A 15,234-nucleotide genomic window follows, 5' to 3' on the forward strand; every position below is an offset into this window, starting at 1 on the left:
GGCACGGATACTGGAATCCGTGCCAAAGTGTATTCATTAAAAAGGGGGTCAATTACTACATTCATCTTAAAACATCAGTATTTCACCCGTGTTACAGCGTAATTAAAACACAGTAACGATTCAAAAACTGAACATTACAGTGATTATTTAACGGTTTTGAGCGTTTCCTCAAGCTCTTCCACATAATGCTGAACGCTTTGAGCCGCAATACTTCCGTCGCCTGTCGCCGTTACGATCTGGCGGAGCGTTTTTTCACGGATGTCTCCCGCGGCGAAAATGCCTGGGACTTTTGTCTCCATTTGGGCATTTGTTTCAATGTAGCCTTCTTCATTTGTGATGCCCAAGTTTTCGAACGGTTTAGAAAGCGGAAGCATACCGATATAAATAAAGACGCCGTCAGCTTTGAATTCTTCCTCTTCTCCCGTCACGGTATCCACAAGAGTAAGTCTGCCGACTTTTCCGTTTTCCTCATGGATTTCTTTTACGGTTTTGTTCCATTTGAAGTCAATTTTCTCATTGTCAAAGGCACGCGCCTGAAGAATGCTTTGCGCACGCAATTTGTCACGTCTGTGAACGATGGTGACTTTTGAAGCGAAGCGTGTCAGATAGACCCCTTCCTCAACGGCGGAGTCTCCGCCGCCGACAACGACAAGCTCTTTATTTTTAAAGAACGCGCCGTCACAAACCGCGCAGTACGATACGCCGCGGCCGCCCAGTTCTTTTTCGCCGGGAACGCCGATCTTTTTGTATTCCGCTCCGGCAGAAATGACGATGGCGCGCGCTTTATATTCTTTTGAACCGGCTTTGATCGTTTTATATTCTTTGCCGTCAACGATTTCTTTAATATCGCCGTACGCATATTCCGCACCGAATTTTTTCGCATGTTCAAACATTTTATTAGAAAGTTCAGGGCCGAGAATGCTTTCAAAACCCGGATAGTTTTCAACATCCTCCGTGTTGGCCATCTGGCCGCCCGGAATTCCTCTTTCGATCATTAATGTGGATAAGTTCGCTCGTGATGTGTAAACAGCAGCGGTCATCCCCGCCGGACCCGCGCCGATAATGATCACATCATAAATTTTTTCTTCTGACACCATGATTCACTCCTTTTCGAAATGGGGCGCACCCTATATGACTAAGAATCCCCATCAATCGTATTCCTTACCCATATCCTATTAAATCTGAGGGCAATTCGCTATTTTTTTGCTCATTTTTCTGAGAAACCATGATTAGGCGGCTCCTGAGCGGGTATACAAATAAAGAAAGAGCCTTCCGGGATAGAAGGCCCTTGTCTTATTCATTATTGCACGACACGTCTTACATTGCCGTTGAATGCTTTCTTCCAGTAAGGGTTGCTCATAGAATCAATGGATACACCGTGTGATGTATTATCGTTCAGGAACGTTCCGTTACCTAAGTAGATGCCGACGTGGCCGTTTGTTTTATACGTATTGAAGAATACTAAGTCTCCGCGTTTCATGTCAGACGCGCTTACTGCTTTACCTCTTCCGATTAATGTATCTGTGTTTGTGCCGCTTGCAGGTCCGAGGTTAACGCCTGCGTTAGCATAAGCCCAGCGTACGAATGAAGAGCAGTCAAAAATACGGTTGTTAATATCAGATTGAGTGCGTCCGCCGCCGAATTTGTAAGGGGATTGACCCACAAGGCTTGATCCTACGCTGATGGCGCCTTCAATACCGCCTGAATTTGAAATAACAGATCCGCCGTCAGAATCATCTGAACCGCCGCTGTTATGAGATGATCCGCCTGAAGTGCTCTTCGGTTTACTTGAGCTGTCAGATGAATCAGATGATGTTGAAACTGCCGCTTTTTTCACAGTTTTTACCGCCGGTGCCGGCTGGCTGTCATCTTTTTGGTTTTGGTCTTCAGAAGCTTTTTGTGCTTCTTCCTGTTTTTTGATCAGGGCAGCCGCTGCAGCCTGCTCAGCTTTAATCCGCTTCTGTTCTTTTTCAGTGTCAGCTTTTTCGTTTGCAAGCTTTGATGCTTCTTTTTTCAGATCAGAGATAGCGGAAGCCGCTTTTTTCTGACCGTTTTTCGCTTCGTCGAAAAGCTTGTCTTTCTGATCAAGCTGTTTGTTCAGGTCTTTTTGCATAGACTCGAGTTTCGCAAGATCATCTTGAACTTTTTTCAGCTTCACGTTAAGTTCAGCTTCTGCGTCTTCGAGTTTCGCTTTATCCTGCTCCTGCTGTTTGATCAGCTCTTTATCCGCATCAACGATAGAAGATACCGCAGTCGCACGGGAAATGAAGTCTCCGAAGCTTGTCGCCCCTAAAAGAACATCTATGTATCCCTGAGAACCGCCGTTTTCCTGTAAAGAACGAACGCGTTTTTTCAGGATTTCATTGCGTTTTTCAATACGCGCTTCTGTTTCTTTGATTTCTTTTTTCAAATCAGCGATCTGCTTTTTCGTTTTTTCGTTTTCAGCTTTTTTATCTTCGATTTTATTGCTTGTATCCAACGCTTTAGCGTTAATGTCTTTCAGTTCTTTTTCAATCTTAGCCTGCTTGTCCTGAAGCTTAGACAATTCTCTTTCTTTTGCTTCAAGGCTTGAAGCCACCTCAGATTGCTTGCTTTCAATTTTTGCTTTTTTGTTGTCTAATGTTTCCGCCGATGCAGTTTTTGTAAACGGGATCAAAAAACTGCTTGTCCCGATGACGGAAGCCAAACCAAGTGTTAATAAACTCTTTTTCACTTTTTCTTTCCTCCCTTTTACTTTAAACCTGTTCTCATTTGGAATTCTATTATGAACATCAAAGTTACGCTCCCTCACAAATCCGTGAGGCTGATGATTTTTATGTATGAATCTTTAAATCTTTTAAATTGGTATAGATTATACAGCACATGTAAAATAAACTAATCTCTTATGTACGAGACTCATTATACCATCATGTTTCGACAATTTTTATTACAGTTATATTTCAATGTGATTGCAAATCTCATATTTTGCAAAATAAACGGTGATTACGGCCTGATTTCGATTCGAAAAGCAAAAAAAGACGTATGAATACCTCTTTTTTCGGCGGTAAAGTTCTGTTTTGCCCCTTTCTGATAAAAAAAGAACCGACTCTTTATATAGAAAGAATCGGTTTTATTCTAATATATCGTCTATTTGTCTGATGTATTTCGAAAGGGTTGCCGGCGTTATACCGTAAACGGCGGCCGTTTCTTTTTTCGTCGTTTTTTCGCCGTTTGCTTCTTTCCATACATATGCGATGGCTGCGGCCCATGCCCGCTCATTCTGTACGGCAGCGGCGGCGCGGATGTGCTGAATGACGTGAAAAACCCAGCAGCTCATGACGTCAGTTTTTAAACTGTCGGCTTCCGCTTTCTCCAGAAGCTTGACCGTCCGATACGTGAACACCGCATCACCGGAGACGCCTGAAGCGCCTTTTTCACCGGAAAGCAGCAGCCTGACGAAATCTTGTTCAAACGGTGAAACGGCGCGTTTTGCCGTCAGAACTTTTTCAAGCTGGTCCCGCTCTCCTTCAGCGCTGCTGATATAATAGGCGGCAAGCCGCTGTTCAAGTGAAGCAGGCAGCGGTTCCTGCCGCTCCGCCCAAGGCGCGGGCCGGTCTGATTCGGGAAATTCGGCTTCGGCCTTTTTCCAAATGGTTTCCGCAAATTCTGTGCGGCCTGTCCCGTAGGCTGAGGCGGCAAGCCAGTAATAAAACGTGTCGTCGCCTTCGAACCCGCTTTTGTAAAGAGAACGGAGCCATTTATAACCGAGATCATGTCTGCCGACAAGCGCTAGCGTCGCTCCCAGCTTATAGCGCTGTTCGAATAAAATCGGATACACGTTGGCGAGTTTTCCGCTCAATTCTCCGACTTTTTCATCTTCCCTCTCGTAATAGCAGAATACAAGGAGGTTGCACATGGCATGGAGATTGCCTTCATTTTTCTCAAGCACTTCGAATACCGTTTGTTTCGCTTTTGTGACATTGCCTGAGTAAAAGTAGGCGAGCGCCAGGTTGTTGTATGCAGACCAAAGCTCGGGGTAATCGGCCGTAATCTCTTCAAGCATGACAACCGCTTCATGAAGCTGGCCGCTCTCAAGAAGCGTTTTTGCCCGGTCCTGCCTGATCAGCAGCTCATCCTGGTCATAGAGCGATTCGTCTTCACCAGCTTCACCGAAATCCAAAAGCTCCATCAGATTTTCAATCTCTTCGCTGAATTCCCCGTCCGGATCGGCATCTGAATAAGCCGCCGCTTCTTTGTATGCTTCCTGAAAGAGTCCCAAATGCGCGAAATTATTCGCTTTAAAATAATGACACTCGGGCATTTCTTCTTTCAGGTTCACCAAAATAAAGTCGAACAGCTCATTTGACTGCTGGTAGTGGCCCATTTCAGAATAAATGACGGCCAGCCGGGACAGCATTTCGGAATCATTCGGCTCGAGGTGGACGGCCCGCTGAATCAGTTTGCTGGCCCGCTTTAAATTCCGCTCTTTATATGCTTTTAAGCCTTTATGAAAAAAATATTGTCCATCCTGAAGCAGCTGGACAATTTGCGCGTGCTTTTTCTGTTCAGAAGTGTGTTTTCCCACAAATATCCTCCGTTTTATACGTATTACCGTCAGTAGTATACCATAAAACGGTTTCACCTCAATAGTTCAAAAGACAGGATCGGCTTCGTTTTTTACTGGCTGGTTCGACCAGATTTTAGCTGTTTTTTTCACGAGGCTCGGCTGGAAGAATGACACGGAAAAGGGTTCCTTCGCCGCGCTTGCTCTCAACCTCTATCGAACCGCCGTGCAGCTCTGCGATTTTTTGGGCGATGGACAGGCCGAGCCCGCTTCCTCCTTCGTTTCTCGCCTTATCCGCTTTATAAAACCGTTCAAATACACGCTCCGCCTGTTCAGGCTCCATTCCGATTCCGTCGTCGGCGATTTCGACAGCCGCCGCTCCCGGCAGATCTGCAATTTTAACGGAAATGCGGCCGCCTTCACCGGTAAATTTTACGGCATTGTGAATCAGATTCATCCATACTTGGCTGAGCAGCGCTTCATCTCCGTACACATACGACTCCTGTAAATCAATGAGAAACTCAATCTGTTTGGCTGACCACTCAGGCTCACAGGTCAATATGGTGCGCCGCAGCTGTTTGTCAATGCGGAACGGTTTTTTTTGTATCGGTTCGGTTTGGCGTTCGAGCGCAGTGAGCTTCAGCAGATTTTCACTGATTTTTGATAATCGTTCTGTTTCTGTTTCGATGATGTGTAAGTAGCGCCCCCGCTCCTCATATGATAAATCCGGTTTTTTCAGAAGATGCGCGTAGCCCTTTAATGAAGTGAGCGGGGTTTGGATTTCATGGGAAACGTTCGAAATAAATTCTTGTTTCAGCTTTTCCATTTCACTCAGTTCCGCGGCGAGTGTCGACAGTTCATCAGCTAATTTCGTCACGGGGTGGTTCCGCTCAATCTTCTCCATTTTCCGGGAAGCGGCCGCTGTGAAGTTGCCGCTCGACATTTGCTTGATCGTGGCGGTCAGCGAATCCCAGATCGCATGATGTCTTTCACGTGCTGACTTTGAAAAAATAAACATCGTTACAAACAGCAGGCCGAAAACAAGCCAAAGCGTCAGAATCTGCTCGGCGTACGGCACAAGCAAAATCGGCCATATGAGACCGAATCCCTGAACGATCAGGTGAGCCGCCAGCCATAAGAATGCGGTGACGGTGAGAAGGATGATGATTTTTCCAGCCGTTCTGAAGATCCGTTTCATCCTGTCACCACAAACCGATACCCGAGCCCCCGCACCGTATGGATGGCAAACGGATAGTCTTTTTCCGGAAACCGTTCTCTCAGCCTTTTAATATGCACATCAACGGTCCGCTCGTCACCTTCATAATCAAAGCCCCAAATATCTTCTATTAATTGTTCTCTTGAAAACGTCTTATTCGGATAACCGGCGAGCTTAAATAAAAGCTCAAATTCACGCCGGGGCAGTGTCAATCCCGCTCCGCCGCCGCGCGTTACGGTGCGGGATTGCTTATCTAATGTGACCGTTCCGATGGTCAGCAGTTTTTCAGCGGTGATCCGGTACCGTTTCAGCAATGCTTTGACCCTTGCTTCCAGCTCAAGCGGCTCAAACGGTTTGACGAGATAATCATCCGCTCCGGAAGTAAAGCCTTGCACTTTGTCCAGCGTTTCGCCTTTTGCCGTCAGCATCAAAATCGGAATATCCGTAAAGCTGCGGACGGCTTCACTGACTTCAAACCCGTCCATTTTCGGCATCATCACATCCAGTATGATGAGATCTATAGGAGCTGATTCGACCAGCCGCACCGCCGCTTCCCCGTCTGCCGCTTCTGCGACGTCAAAGCCGCTCTGCTCCATCATGAGGCGGACTAGCTCACGGATATGGCGGTCATCATCCGCAACCAATATGACAGCCATGAAAATCCCTCCTTCTGCTTTTTTCTTTTCATGAATCGACATGATGTCTATAAACCGAATTTTTTCATTGTCTCCTGTACCGGCATACACGCTTATGGCTTGGCTCTTCATCGTTACCGACCGTACACCCGTATGAACAGGACTCCGGCTGCAAAATAAAAAGCAGCTTTTTCAGCTGCTTTTTATTCATAAAGTCTTGCTTTACACAGCTTTGTTTTCTAAGTCGGCATTCAGTTTCAGCTGCTGCTCCGCAAAATCGCGGTACAGCGAATGGGATGCCATTAATTCATGGTGTGTGCCCCGTCCGGTGATTTCACCCTGTTCGACAAAGAGAAGCTGATCTGCATCCACAACCGTGGATAAACGGTGGGCGATCACAATCGTGGTGCGGCCTTTCATTAGAACTTCCAGCGCCTGCTGCACCCATTTTTCAGATTGGCTGTCCAGACTTGATGTCGCTTCATCAAGCATCAGAATGCTCGGGTTGCGAAGGAGCGCTCTGGCAATAGCGATGCGCTGGCGCTGTCCGCCTGAGAGCATAATTCCCCGCTCACCGACCTCGGTTTCAAATTTCTTCGGTAAGTCTTCAATAAATTGCAGAGCGTAGGCCATGTCGGCCGCTTGCCTCAGTTCCTCATCAGTCACCTCGCGTTTTAATCCGTAGCAGATATTGTCGCGGATGGTGCCTGACATTAACGGGCTTTCTTGCGACACGTAGCCGATATGCTCCCGCCATGATTCAAGGGAATATGCATCAATCGGTTCATTTCCGAGCAGGATGCTGCCCGCAGTCGGATTGTAGAATCGTTCAAGCAGCTTAAATAACGTTGTTTTTCCGCCGCCGCTCGGTCCGACGATCGCGGTGACTTTGCCGGCCTCAATCGTAGCCGTAATGTCTTTTAAGATGGTTTGATCTGTTTTGTAGCCGAATGAGACTTGTTCGAGCTTAATCGGCTGATCCGCGTTTTCAATGGCTTTTCCGGTTTGGATATCTTCTTCTTTTTCTGCAAGAATATGAATCATCCGTTCCGTTGCGCCGACGGATTTTTGAAGCTGTGTAAAAAATGAAGTGATCTGGCCCATCGGCATAATGATCTGAAACAAATACAGGATAAAGGCAACGAGTGCGCCGGCTGTCAATTCACCGGACGACACTTGCATCCCGCCGTACCCGATGACAGCGACCAGCGCCGCCATTAATACAAGTGTAATAAGCGGGCCTACGAGCGACTGCACCTTCGCTTCACGCAGCCCGAGTTTAAAGAGCGCCATGATGCCTGCTTTTCCGCGTCCGTATTCCGCTTCTTCAGCGTTTGACGCTTTTACAAGCCTGATTTCCGGGAGGATGTGGTTTAATAACCCGGTGAATTTCGCCGTTTCATCCTGTGTTTCCCGAGAAATTTTAAACATTTTCCGCCCGATCGGCACTAAAATCACCGCAGCCAGCGGCACGACGATCAGCACGAGCAATGTGAGCTTCCAGTTCATGAAAAATAAGATCGTCAGTGACCCGATAACGGAAATGATTCCGGTAATAAATCCGCTGATATTGTTTGTGATCAGCTCTTTTACCACCATTGTGTCATTGGTGACACGGCTGATCGTTTCTCCTGTGGCGTTTTTGTCAAAATAAGAGACGGGCAGTTTAATTAATTTCTGCCACAACAAATCACGCAGTCCCGAGATGATTTTCTGGCCGCTGTAGTTCAGGGCGTAGGTGGCGTAGGCGCTTAATGCGGCCTGTACGATAAACACGGCTGCAATGATTCCGATTTGCACGCCTGACAGCGACGACATGGAAAAGCCGTCAACGAGCTGCTTTGTCAACAGCGGAATCAGCAGGCTGACGAGCGTTGTCACAATACTGAGAGACAGCGCGAAGGCCAGCATACCGTATGATGGTTTTGTTTTTTTGACTAATGAAAAGAACGAGCTGAATTTCCCTTTAGGTTTTGGTTGTTTATTCGGCATATGTTTTCCTCCTATATCACTGTTTATACTATAACGGATGTGCATGAACGGAATATGAACAAAACGTATATTTTTGATAAAAACCAAAATAAACTCTATTAGTCAATATTATCAAATTCATCTGCCTCCGGTTGCGGAAATAAGGAATATTTAATTGAATGTTTAAGTTTGACAGATTAAAAACCTCACGGATCTCTCCGTGAGGTTTGTTTTACTCAGATGCTGAATGGCGTTTCGCAAGGACGTCAAGCACGTCGTCCAAAGGAAGCGACTGCTCACGCAGAAGAACGAGCAAATGATACAGCAAATCCGCCGCTTCCCATTTTAATTCTTCATGGTCGCGGTTTTTCGCGGCGATAATAACCTCTGCGGCTTCTTCGCCGACTTTTTTGAGGATTTTATCGACGCCTTCCCGAAACAGATACGTTGTGTAGGCTCCGTCAGGCATCTCCGCCTGCCGTTTGGCGATTACGCTTTCCAGTTCGTTTAAGATGCCGAAACGATCCTGCGCGTCCGCTTTTTCCGAAGAAAAGCAGCTGTAACTTCCCTTATGGCATGCGGGTCCTGAGGGCTCCGCAAGCACGATGAGGGCATCTTGATCGCAGTCATAACGGATGGCTTTCACCTTTTGGGTATTCCCCGACGTCGCTCCTTTATGCCACAGCTCCTGCCTTGAACGGCTGTAAAACCAGGTTTCTTTCGTTTCTATCGTTTTTTCGTAGGATTCACGATTCATATAAGCCAGTGTCAGCACTTCTTTGCTTGCCGCATCCTGTACGATGGCGGGAATCAGTCCGGCCTCGTCAAACCGCAGTTCATCTGCCCGTTTCATCTCACATTCACCCCGTGTTTCTTCATATAATCTTTCACTTCTTTTATAGATGTCTCTTTGTAATGGAAAATGGAAGCTGCAAGCGCGGCGTCCGCTTCACCGATCGTGAAGGCTTCAAGCATATGGTGCGCGCTGCCGGCTCCCCCTGACGCAATGACGGGCACCGGGACGGCACGTGTGACAATCTGTGTGAGCGTATGATTAAAGCCTGTTTTCTCACCGTCTGCGTCCATGCTTGTCAGCAGGATTTCACCCGCTCCCCGGCTGACGGCTTCTTTTGCCCAGGCCGTGACTTCCCACTCGGTTTTCTTTCTGCCGCCGTGTGTGTACACTTTATAGCAATCCGAATCTTCGTCATACTTTGCGTCAATCGCCGCTACGATGCATTGCGAGCCGAAAAAATCCGCTCCTTCCGTAATCAGCTCGGGGCGGAGGACGGCCGCTGTATTAACGGATACTTTATCAGCGCCGGCGCGAAGCATTCGTTTCATATCGCTTAATTGATTAATTCCGCCCCCGACCGTAAACGGAATCGCCAGTTTTGCCGCAACCTGTTCTACGACGTCCGTCATCGTCTTGCGGCCTTCGTGAGAGGCGGAAATGTCGAGAAAAACAAGTTCGTCAGCGCCCTCCCTGTCGTAAGCTTCGGCCAGCTCGACAGGATCGCCCGCATCTTTCAGCCCGAGAAATTGAATGCCTTTGACGACGCGGCCTTCTTTCACATCGAGACACGGAATGATTCGTTTCGTGATCATGCGTCCTTCACCCCGCCGAGCGCCTCAGCCAATGTAAATTGTTTTGTATACAGCGCTTTTCCGATAATCGCTCCCGATACGCCGGCGTCTTTGAAGCGGGCCAGTGCTTTGAGGTCGGCGACTGAGCTGACTCCGCCTGAAGCGATGGCGGTTTTTCCCGTTGCTTTTGCGAGCTGAACGGTGCTTTCGATGTTCGGTCCTGACAGCATGCCGTCAGTTGCAATATCCGTGAAAATGAAGGTTTCCGCTCCTTCGGCCGCCAATTCACGGCCCAGATCGGCCGCCCTTACCGAGGATGTTTCCAGCCAGCCTTCCGTCGAGACATATCCGTTTCTTGCATCAAGGCCGATCGCGATTTTGCCGCCGTATTGTTTCAGCATGCTCTTCACGAATGCCGGATCGGATACGGCCGAGCTGCCGAGAATGACGCGATCAACGCCTTGTGATAAATAACCGTACACATCCGCTTCAGAACGGATCCCGCCGCCGATCTCGACTTTGACATCAAGCTGCCGCGCAATGTCAAGAACATGCCTGTCGTTTACTTTCCTGCCTGCTTTCGCGCCGTCAAGGTCCACGAGATGAATCCACTCGGCACCTTCTTGTGCAAATTGCGCCGCCATGTCTAAAGGAGAGTCACCGTATATCGTTTCCTTGCCGTAATCGCCTTGGATGAGGCGGACGCATTTGCCGTTTCTCATATCGATTGCCGGATATAATGTAAAAGCGTTCATTTCTTCACCTTCTGTTCTGCCGCCATTTTTGTAAATTGTGTTAAGATCGCCATTCCGGCCGTGCCGCTTTTTTCCGGATGAAACTGTGCTCCGAAGACATTGCGCTTCCCGACGACCGCCGGAACCCGAACGCCGTACTCAGCGCTTGCCAAAAGATCGCCGTCTTCCATCCCGTCTATATAATAGGAATGTACAAAGTAAACGAAGCCTTCCGCCGCTTCCGAAAGCAAAGGAGACGTTTGGTGAAACGTCAGCCGATTCCAGCCCATATGCGGCACCTTCAGCTTGTTTCCTTCGGCATCTCTGTCCTTGAGCCTCACTGCTTTTCCGGCTAATAAACCAAGTCCTTTTGCAGAGCCGTTTTCGGTGCTTTCTTCAAAAATGAGCTGCATTCCGAGGCAGATGCCGAGGAGCAGCTTACCCTCGTCAACCATACGGTGTATGAATTGATCAAGCTTCGTGCTGCGTAAATTGTCCATGGCATCACTGAACGTTCCGACACCGGGAAGAACAAAAGCATCCGCTTTTTCAAGCTCTTCCGGCCGGTCTGATACGACATACGGGACGCCGACGCGTTCCAGCGCCTTCGATACGCTGAATAAATTGCCCATACCGTAATCAATTACACCGATCATTTACAGCATTCCTTTCGTAGACGGTACACCCTTGACGCGCGGATCAATGGATGACGCTTCATCAAGCGCTCTGCCAAGCGCCTTAAACACGGCTTCTATCATATGATGGGTATTCGTGCCGTAATGAACGATGACGTGCAGATTCATTCTCGCTTCGAGCGCCAGTTTCCATAGGAATTCATGTACCAGCTCGGTATCAAACGTTCCGACTTTCGCTTGCGGAAATGCAGCGCGCATCTCAAGGTGCGGCCGGTTGCTCAGGTCTACGGCGACTTGGGCGAGCGCTTCGTCCATCGGTACTAGCGCTGATCCGTATCGTTTGATCCCTTTTTTATCACCGAGCGCCTCCAAAAAAGCCTGCCCTAAACAGATGCCGATATCTTCAGTCGTATGGTGATCATCTATCTCCGTATCGCCTTTTGCGTCAACAGTTAAATTGAATTGCCCGTGCTTTGTGAACAAATCAAGCATATGAGTCATAAACGGCACATCCGTGCTGATGTCGGCTTTTCCTTCTCCGTCTATTTCGAAAGCCAGCTTAATATCCGTCTCATTTGTTGTTCTGGCGCGTTCCGCTTTTCTCATCGGTCATTCCTCCGTTTCTCGCTTCAATCGATCGTGCGTGCGCTTCAAGCCCTTCCAGTCTCGCGAAGGCGGAAATGCTGTCCGCGTGTGTTTCAAAAGCCTTCCGGCTGTATGAGATGATGCTCGATTTCTTTTGAAAATCTGTTACATTCAACGGGCTTGAAAACCGCGCCGTTCCGTTTGTCGGCAAAACGTGATTCGGTCCGGCAAAATAATCGCCGACCGGTTCAGCGCTGTATCGTCCTAAGAAAATCGCCCCCGCGTGTCTGATGCTTCCAAGCAAAGCCTCCGGCGAATGCGTCATGATTTCTAAATGCTCGGGCGCCAGCGCATTCACCGTGTCCACCGCATCTTCCATCGATTCCGCGATATAAATGCGGCCGTGATCCCTGATCGACGCTTCGGCGATTTCTTTGCGCGGCAGCGTCTGAAGCTGTTTATTCACCTCATCTGATACGGCTTCGGCAAGCTTCCGTGAGTCGGTGACAAGCACGCTTGAGCTGAGCGTATCGTGTTCGGCCTGTGAAAGCAGGTCAGCGGCGACTTCTTTGGGCACCGCCGTATCGTCTGCCAGAACCACGATTTCACTGGGCCCGGCAATCATGTCAATATCCACAACGCCGAAGACTTCGCGCTTTGCGAGCGCCACAAATATATTTCCGGGGCCCGTGATCTTATCAACAGGCTGTATCGTTTCAGTTCCGTAAGCGAGCGCGGCAATCGCCTGCGCGCCTCCCGCTTTGTAAATTTCCTTTATGCCCAGCTCAGACGACGCCGCCAGAACGCCCGGTGAAAGGCGGCCGTCTTTTCCCGGAGGACTGACGAGAACGATCCGTTCCACTCCCGCAGCGAGAGCGGGGATGACATTCATTAAAACGGAAGACGGATAAGCGGCCGTCCCGCCCGGCACATATACGCCCGCGGAATCGAGCGCCGTTATTTTCTGCCCGAGCATCGTGCCGTCTTTGCGATGGTAAAACCAAGAAGATTGCAGCTGGCGTTCGTGATATTCTTTAATATTTGCAATCGCCTGTCTGATCACTTTTAGCAGCTGATCATCAAGCAGACGGTATGCCTCGGTGATTTCCTCTGCGCTCACGGCCATTTGGTTCAGGCTGATGCCGTCAAATGTTTTTGTATAGGCCAAAACGGCTTTGTCACCGTTTTGTCTGACGTCTTCAATAATCCCCCTGACGATTTTCCGCTGCTCTTCGGTTCCGCTGTCGATGGAACGCTTCAGTGAGAACCGCTCGCTTCTATTTACTGCGGTTATTTTCATTGTGCCGTTTCTCCTTCCACAACCTTGGCCAGCCTGGCCGCCATTTCGTCGATTACATCATCCTTCATGCGGTAGCTAACCGGATTGACGATAAAACGCGATGTGATGTCACAAATATGTTCTGATTCAACGAGACCGTTTTCCTTTAATGTCCGCCCGGTTGATACGATATCTACGATTCTGTCAGCAAGCCCGATTAAAGGCGCCAATTCAATCGAACCATTCAGCTTAATGATTTCCACCTGCTCGCCCTGCTCTCTGAAATAACTTGACGCAACATTCGGATATTTCGTCGCAATCCTCGGGGCGACTCCGTTCCAATCCGCTCCGGGAAGCCCCGCAACGGCGAGATGGCATTTGCTGATTTTCAGATCGAGCACCTCATACACGTCACGCTCTTCCTCAAGCATGACATCCTTTCCGGCAATACCGGCATCAGCGACGCCATGCTCGACATAAGTCGTCACATCCATCGGCTTTGCCAGAATAAAGCGGAGATTTTCTTCAGGAACGTCAATGATCAGCTTTCTCGATTCTTCAAACTCCTCGGGGAGCCTGTATCCGGCCTGCCTCAGCAATCCGGCCGCTTCTTCGAATATCCGTCCTTTTGGCATTGCCATTGTGAGTACCTTACCCATTCTGCTCTTCCTTTCTGGCACCGATAAAGTATGTGACGTTTGCGAATGATTTTGTCATATGATCGATATTTTCAATGCCCGCCAGATCCTGCAGGACGACTTTTCTGCCTCTCGCCCTTTCTTCCTCTGCGAATAAAATGGCCTGCGCCCGCTGCTCCTTGCTGAAAATCACGGCGTCCGCTTCACTAGTTTCTTCCTGGATGCCGAGCGCTTCAATCAGCCTGTCGATACGGAGCCCGAAACCCGTGGCGGGAGCGGGACTGCCGAAATGGCCGAGAAGATTGTTATAGCGTCCGCCGCTTCCGATGACAAAACCGACATTGGCCGCATACACTTCGAATAAAATTCCCGTGTAATAACTCATATGGCTGACCATATTCAGATCAAGGCGAATATGCTCGGCACATCCGTAATCCTCAAGAATGTCCCACAGGTCTTCCAGCTCCTGAATCAAGCTTTGTCCGGAGATGCCGATGATCTCCTCCGCCTTGGCGCAGATCTCTTTCCCGCCTCGCAATTCCAGAAGTGCGAGCAGCCGGCTTTTGTCTATTGAAGAAAGCGGAAGCGATTTGACATGTTCCCTGTATCCCACGTAATTTTTTTCAAAGAGAAAGCGCCGCAGAACATCCGCCCGCTCAGCATTGCCCAGAACCTCGACAAACAGCTCATCAGCGAGTCCGGCATGGCCGATCGCGATTTTAAACCGGTGCAATCCCGCGTTTTTCAAAGCGCCGGCCGCCAGCGCAATCACCTCGGCGTCCGCGCTTGTTGATCCGTCGCCGATCAGCTCCGCGCCGACCTGTTCAAATTCGGCCGGGCGTCCGCCTTCCCGCTCCTGAGCGCGATAGACGCTTGCCGCGTACCCCGCCCTGAGCGGATGGTTGTGTTTGTGCAGCTTAGACGCCGCCACCCTGGCAATCGGTCCGGTCATGTCAGGCCGAAGCACAAGCGTTTTTCCGTCCTGGTCGAGAAGCTTAAACAGCTGCTGTTCTTCAATGGCTGACTGGACGCCTACTGTTTCATAGAATTCAAGGGTCGGCGTCTCCATAAACTGATAACCCCATTTATCAATTAAATCCGTCAGTGTGAAACGGACTTTTTTCTTTGCTTCGTATAAACCGGGCAGCGTATCTCTCATGCCATGCGGTTTCTCAAACATAAACATTTGCCTTTTACACCTCCGCTTTGTCTGAAGGAAAATTCCGAATCCTTTAGTTCGCTAATATGATAATATGTTAGCAGATAAAAGAATGAATTGCAACGCCCAATGTCCGCCTATTCTTTTCCATAAACATGGCTAAAGAATGAACAAACCTGTAAACATATCGGAACGATCGAATCATATTGAGCAGAAGTGCTATAATACATAGAATAGCTTCATCAGAACAAG

14 protein-coding genes are annotated in these 15,234 nt (G+C 48.8%); all 14 read right to left on the reverse strand.

Annotation, left to right across the window (positions count from 1 at the left end):
* Positions 1-143: 143 nt before the first annotated feature.
* Positions 144-1,094, reverse strand: coding sequence for a thioredoxin-disulfide reductase (trxB, locus tag MY7_RS14865; protein WP_029325814.1), 951 nt, complete (start codon positions 1,092-1,094; stop codon positions 144-146).
* 206 nt (positions 1,095-1,300) lie between these two features.
* On the reverse strand, positions 1,301-2,713 hold the full coding sequence (locus MY7_RS14870) for a C40 family peptidase (protein ID WP_029325813.1): 1,413 nt from the start codon (positions 2,711-2,713) through the stop codon (positions 1,301-1,303).
* A 396-nt stretch (positions 2,714-3,109) separates the two neighbouring features.
* Positions 3,110-4,564: a tetratricopeptide repeat protein gene (locus MY7_RS14875; protein ID WP_029325812.1), complete on the reverse strand. Its 1,455-nt coding sequence runs from the start codon at positions 4,562-4,564 to the stop codon at positions 3,110-3,112.
* Between the two features lie 115 nt (positions 4,565-4,679).
* Complete coding sequence (locus MY7_RS14880) at positions 4,680-5,741, reverse strand: sensor histidine kinase (protein WP_007614006.1); 1,062 nt, start codon at positions 5,739-5,741, stop codon at positions 4,680-4,682.
* Entirely contained in the window at positions 5,738-6,415 is a 678-nt protein-coding gene (locus MY7_RS14885) for a response regulator transcription factor (protein WP_029325811.1), read from the reverse strand. Before MY7_RS14885 ends, MY7_RS14880 begins: the two co-directional genes overlap by 4 nt.
* 201 nt (positions 6,416-6,616) lie before the next feature.
* Entirely contained in the window at positions 6,617-8,386 is a 1,770-nt protein-coding gene (locus MY7_RS14890; RefSeq protein WP_029325810.1) for an ABC transporter ATP-binding protein, read from the reverse strand.
* Positions 8,387-8,597: 211 nt separating this feature from the next.
* Positions 8,598-9,218, reverse strand: coding sequence for a bifunctional phosphoribosyl-AMP cyclohydrolase/phosphoribosyl-ATP diphosphatase HisIE (hisIE, locus tag MY7_RS14895; RefSeq protein WP_007614016.1), 621 nt, complete (start codon positions 9,216-9,218; stop codon positions 8,598-8,600).
* Complete coding sequence (hisF, locus tag MY7_RS14900) at positions 9,215-9,973, reverse strand: imidazole glycerol phosphate synthase subunit HisF (protein WP_007614017.1); 759 nt, start codon at positions 9,971-9,973, stop codon at positions 9,215-9,217. The genes hisIE and hisF overlap by 4 nt, the downstream gene beginning before the upstream one ends.
* Positions 9,970-10,707 (reverse strand): 1-(5-phosphoribosyl)-5-[(5-phosphoribosylamino)methylideneamino]imidazole-4-carboxamide isomerase, encoded by a 738-nt coding sequence (hisA, locus tag MY7_RS14905; protein WP_007614019.1) that lies wholly within the window; start codon positions 10,705-10,707, stop codon positions 9,970-9,972. Before hisA ends, hisF begins: the two co-directional genes overlap by 4 nt.
* Positions 10,704-11,342 carry an imidazole glycerol phosphate synthase subunit HisH gene (hisH, locus tag MY7_RS14910; RefSeq protein ID WP_007614021.1) on the reverse strand — a complete coding sequence of 213 codons (639 nt, stop codon included), beginning with the start codon at positions 11,340-11,342 and terminating at the stop codon, positions 10,704-10,706. Before hisH ends, hisA begins: the two co-directional genes overlap by 4 nt.
* Positions 11,343-11,927: an imidazoleglycerol-phosphate dehydratase HisB gene (gene hisB / locus MY7_RS14915; protein ID WP_007614023.1), complete on the reverse strand. Its 585-nt coding sequence runs from the start codon at positions 11,925-11,927 to the stop codon at positions 11,343-11,345.
* Positions 11,893-13,206 (reverse strand): histidinol dehydrogenase, encoded by a 1,314-nt coding sequence (hisD, locus tag MY7_RS14920; protein WP_007614024.1) that lies wholly within the window; start codon positions 13,204-13,206, stop codon positions 11,893-11,895. The genes hisB and hisD overlap by 35 nt, the downstream gene beginning before the upstream one ends.
* Entirely contained in the window at positions 13,203-13,844 is a 642-nt protein-coding gene (hisG, locus tag MY7_RS14925) for an ATP phosphoribosyltransferase (RefSeq protein ID WP_029325809.1), read from the reverse strand. The genes hisD and hisG overlap by 4 nt, the downstream gene beginning before the upstream one ends.
* Positions 13,837-15,009: an ATP phosphoribosyltransferase regulatory subunit gene (locus tag MY7_RS14930; RefSeq protein ID WP_007614028.1), complete on the reverse strand. Its 1,173-nt coding sequence runs from the start codon at positions 15,007-15,009 to the stop codon at positions 13,837-13,839. Before MY7_RS14930 ends, hisG begins: the two co-directional genes overlap by 8 nt.
* Between the last annotated feature and the right edge of the window lie 225 nt (positions 15,010-15,234).

Origin of the sequence: Bacillus sp. 5B6 (genome assembly GCF_000259405.1) — a bacterium.
Classification (GTDB): Bacteria; Bacillota; Bacilli; order Bacillales; family Bacillaceae; genus Bacillus; species Bacillus velezensis.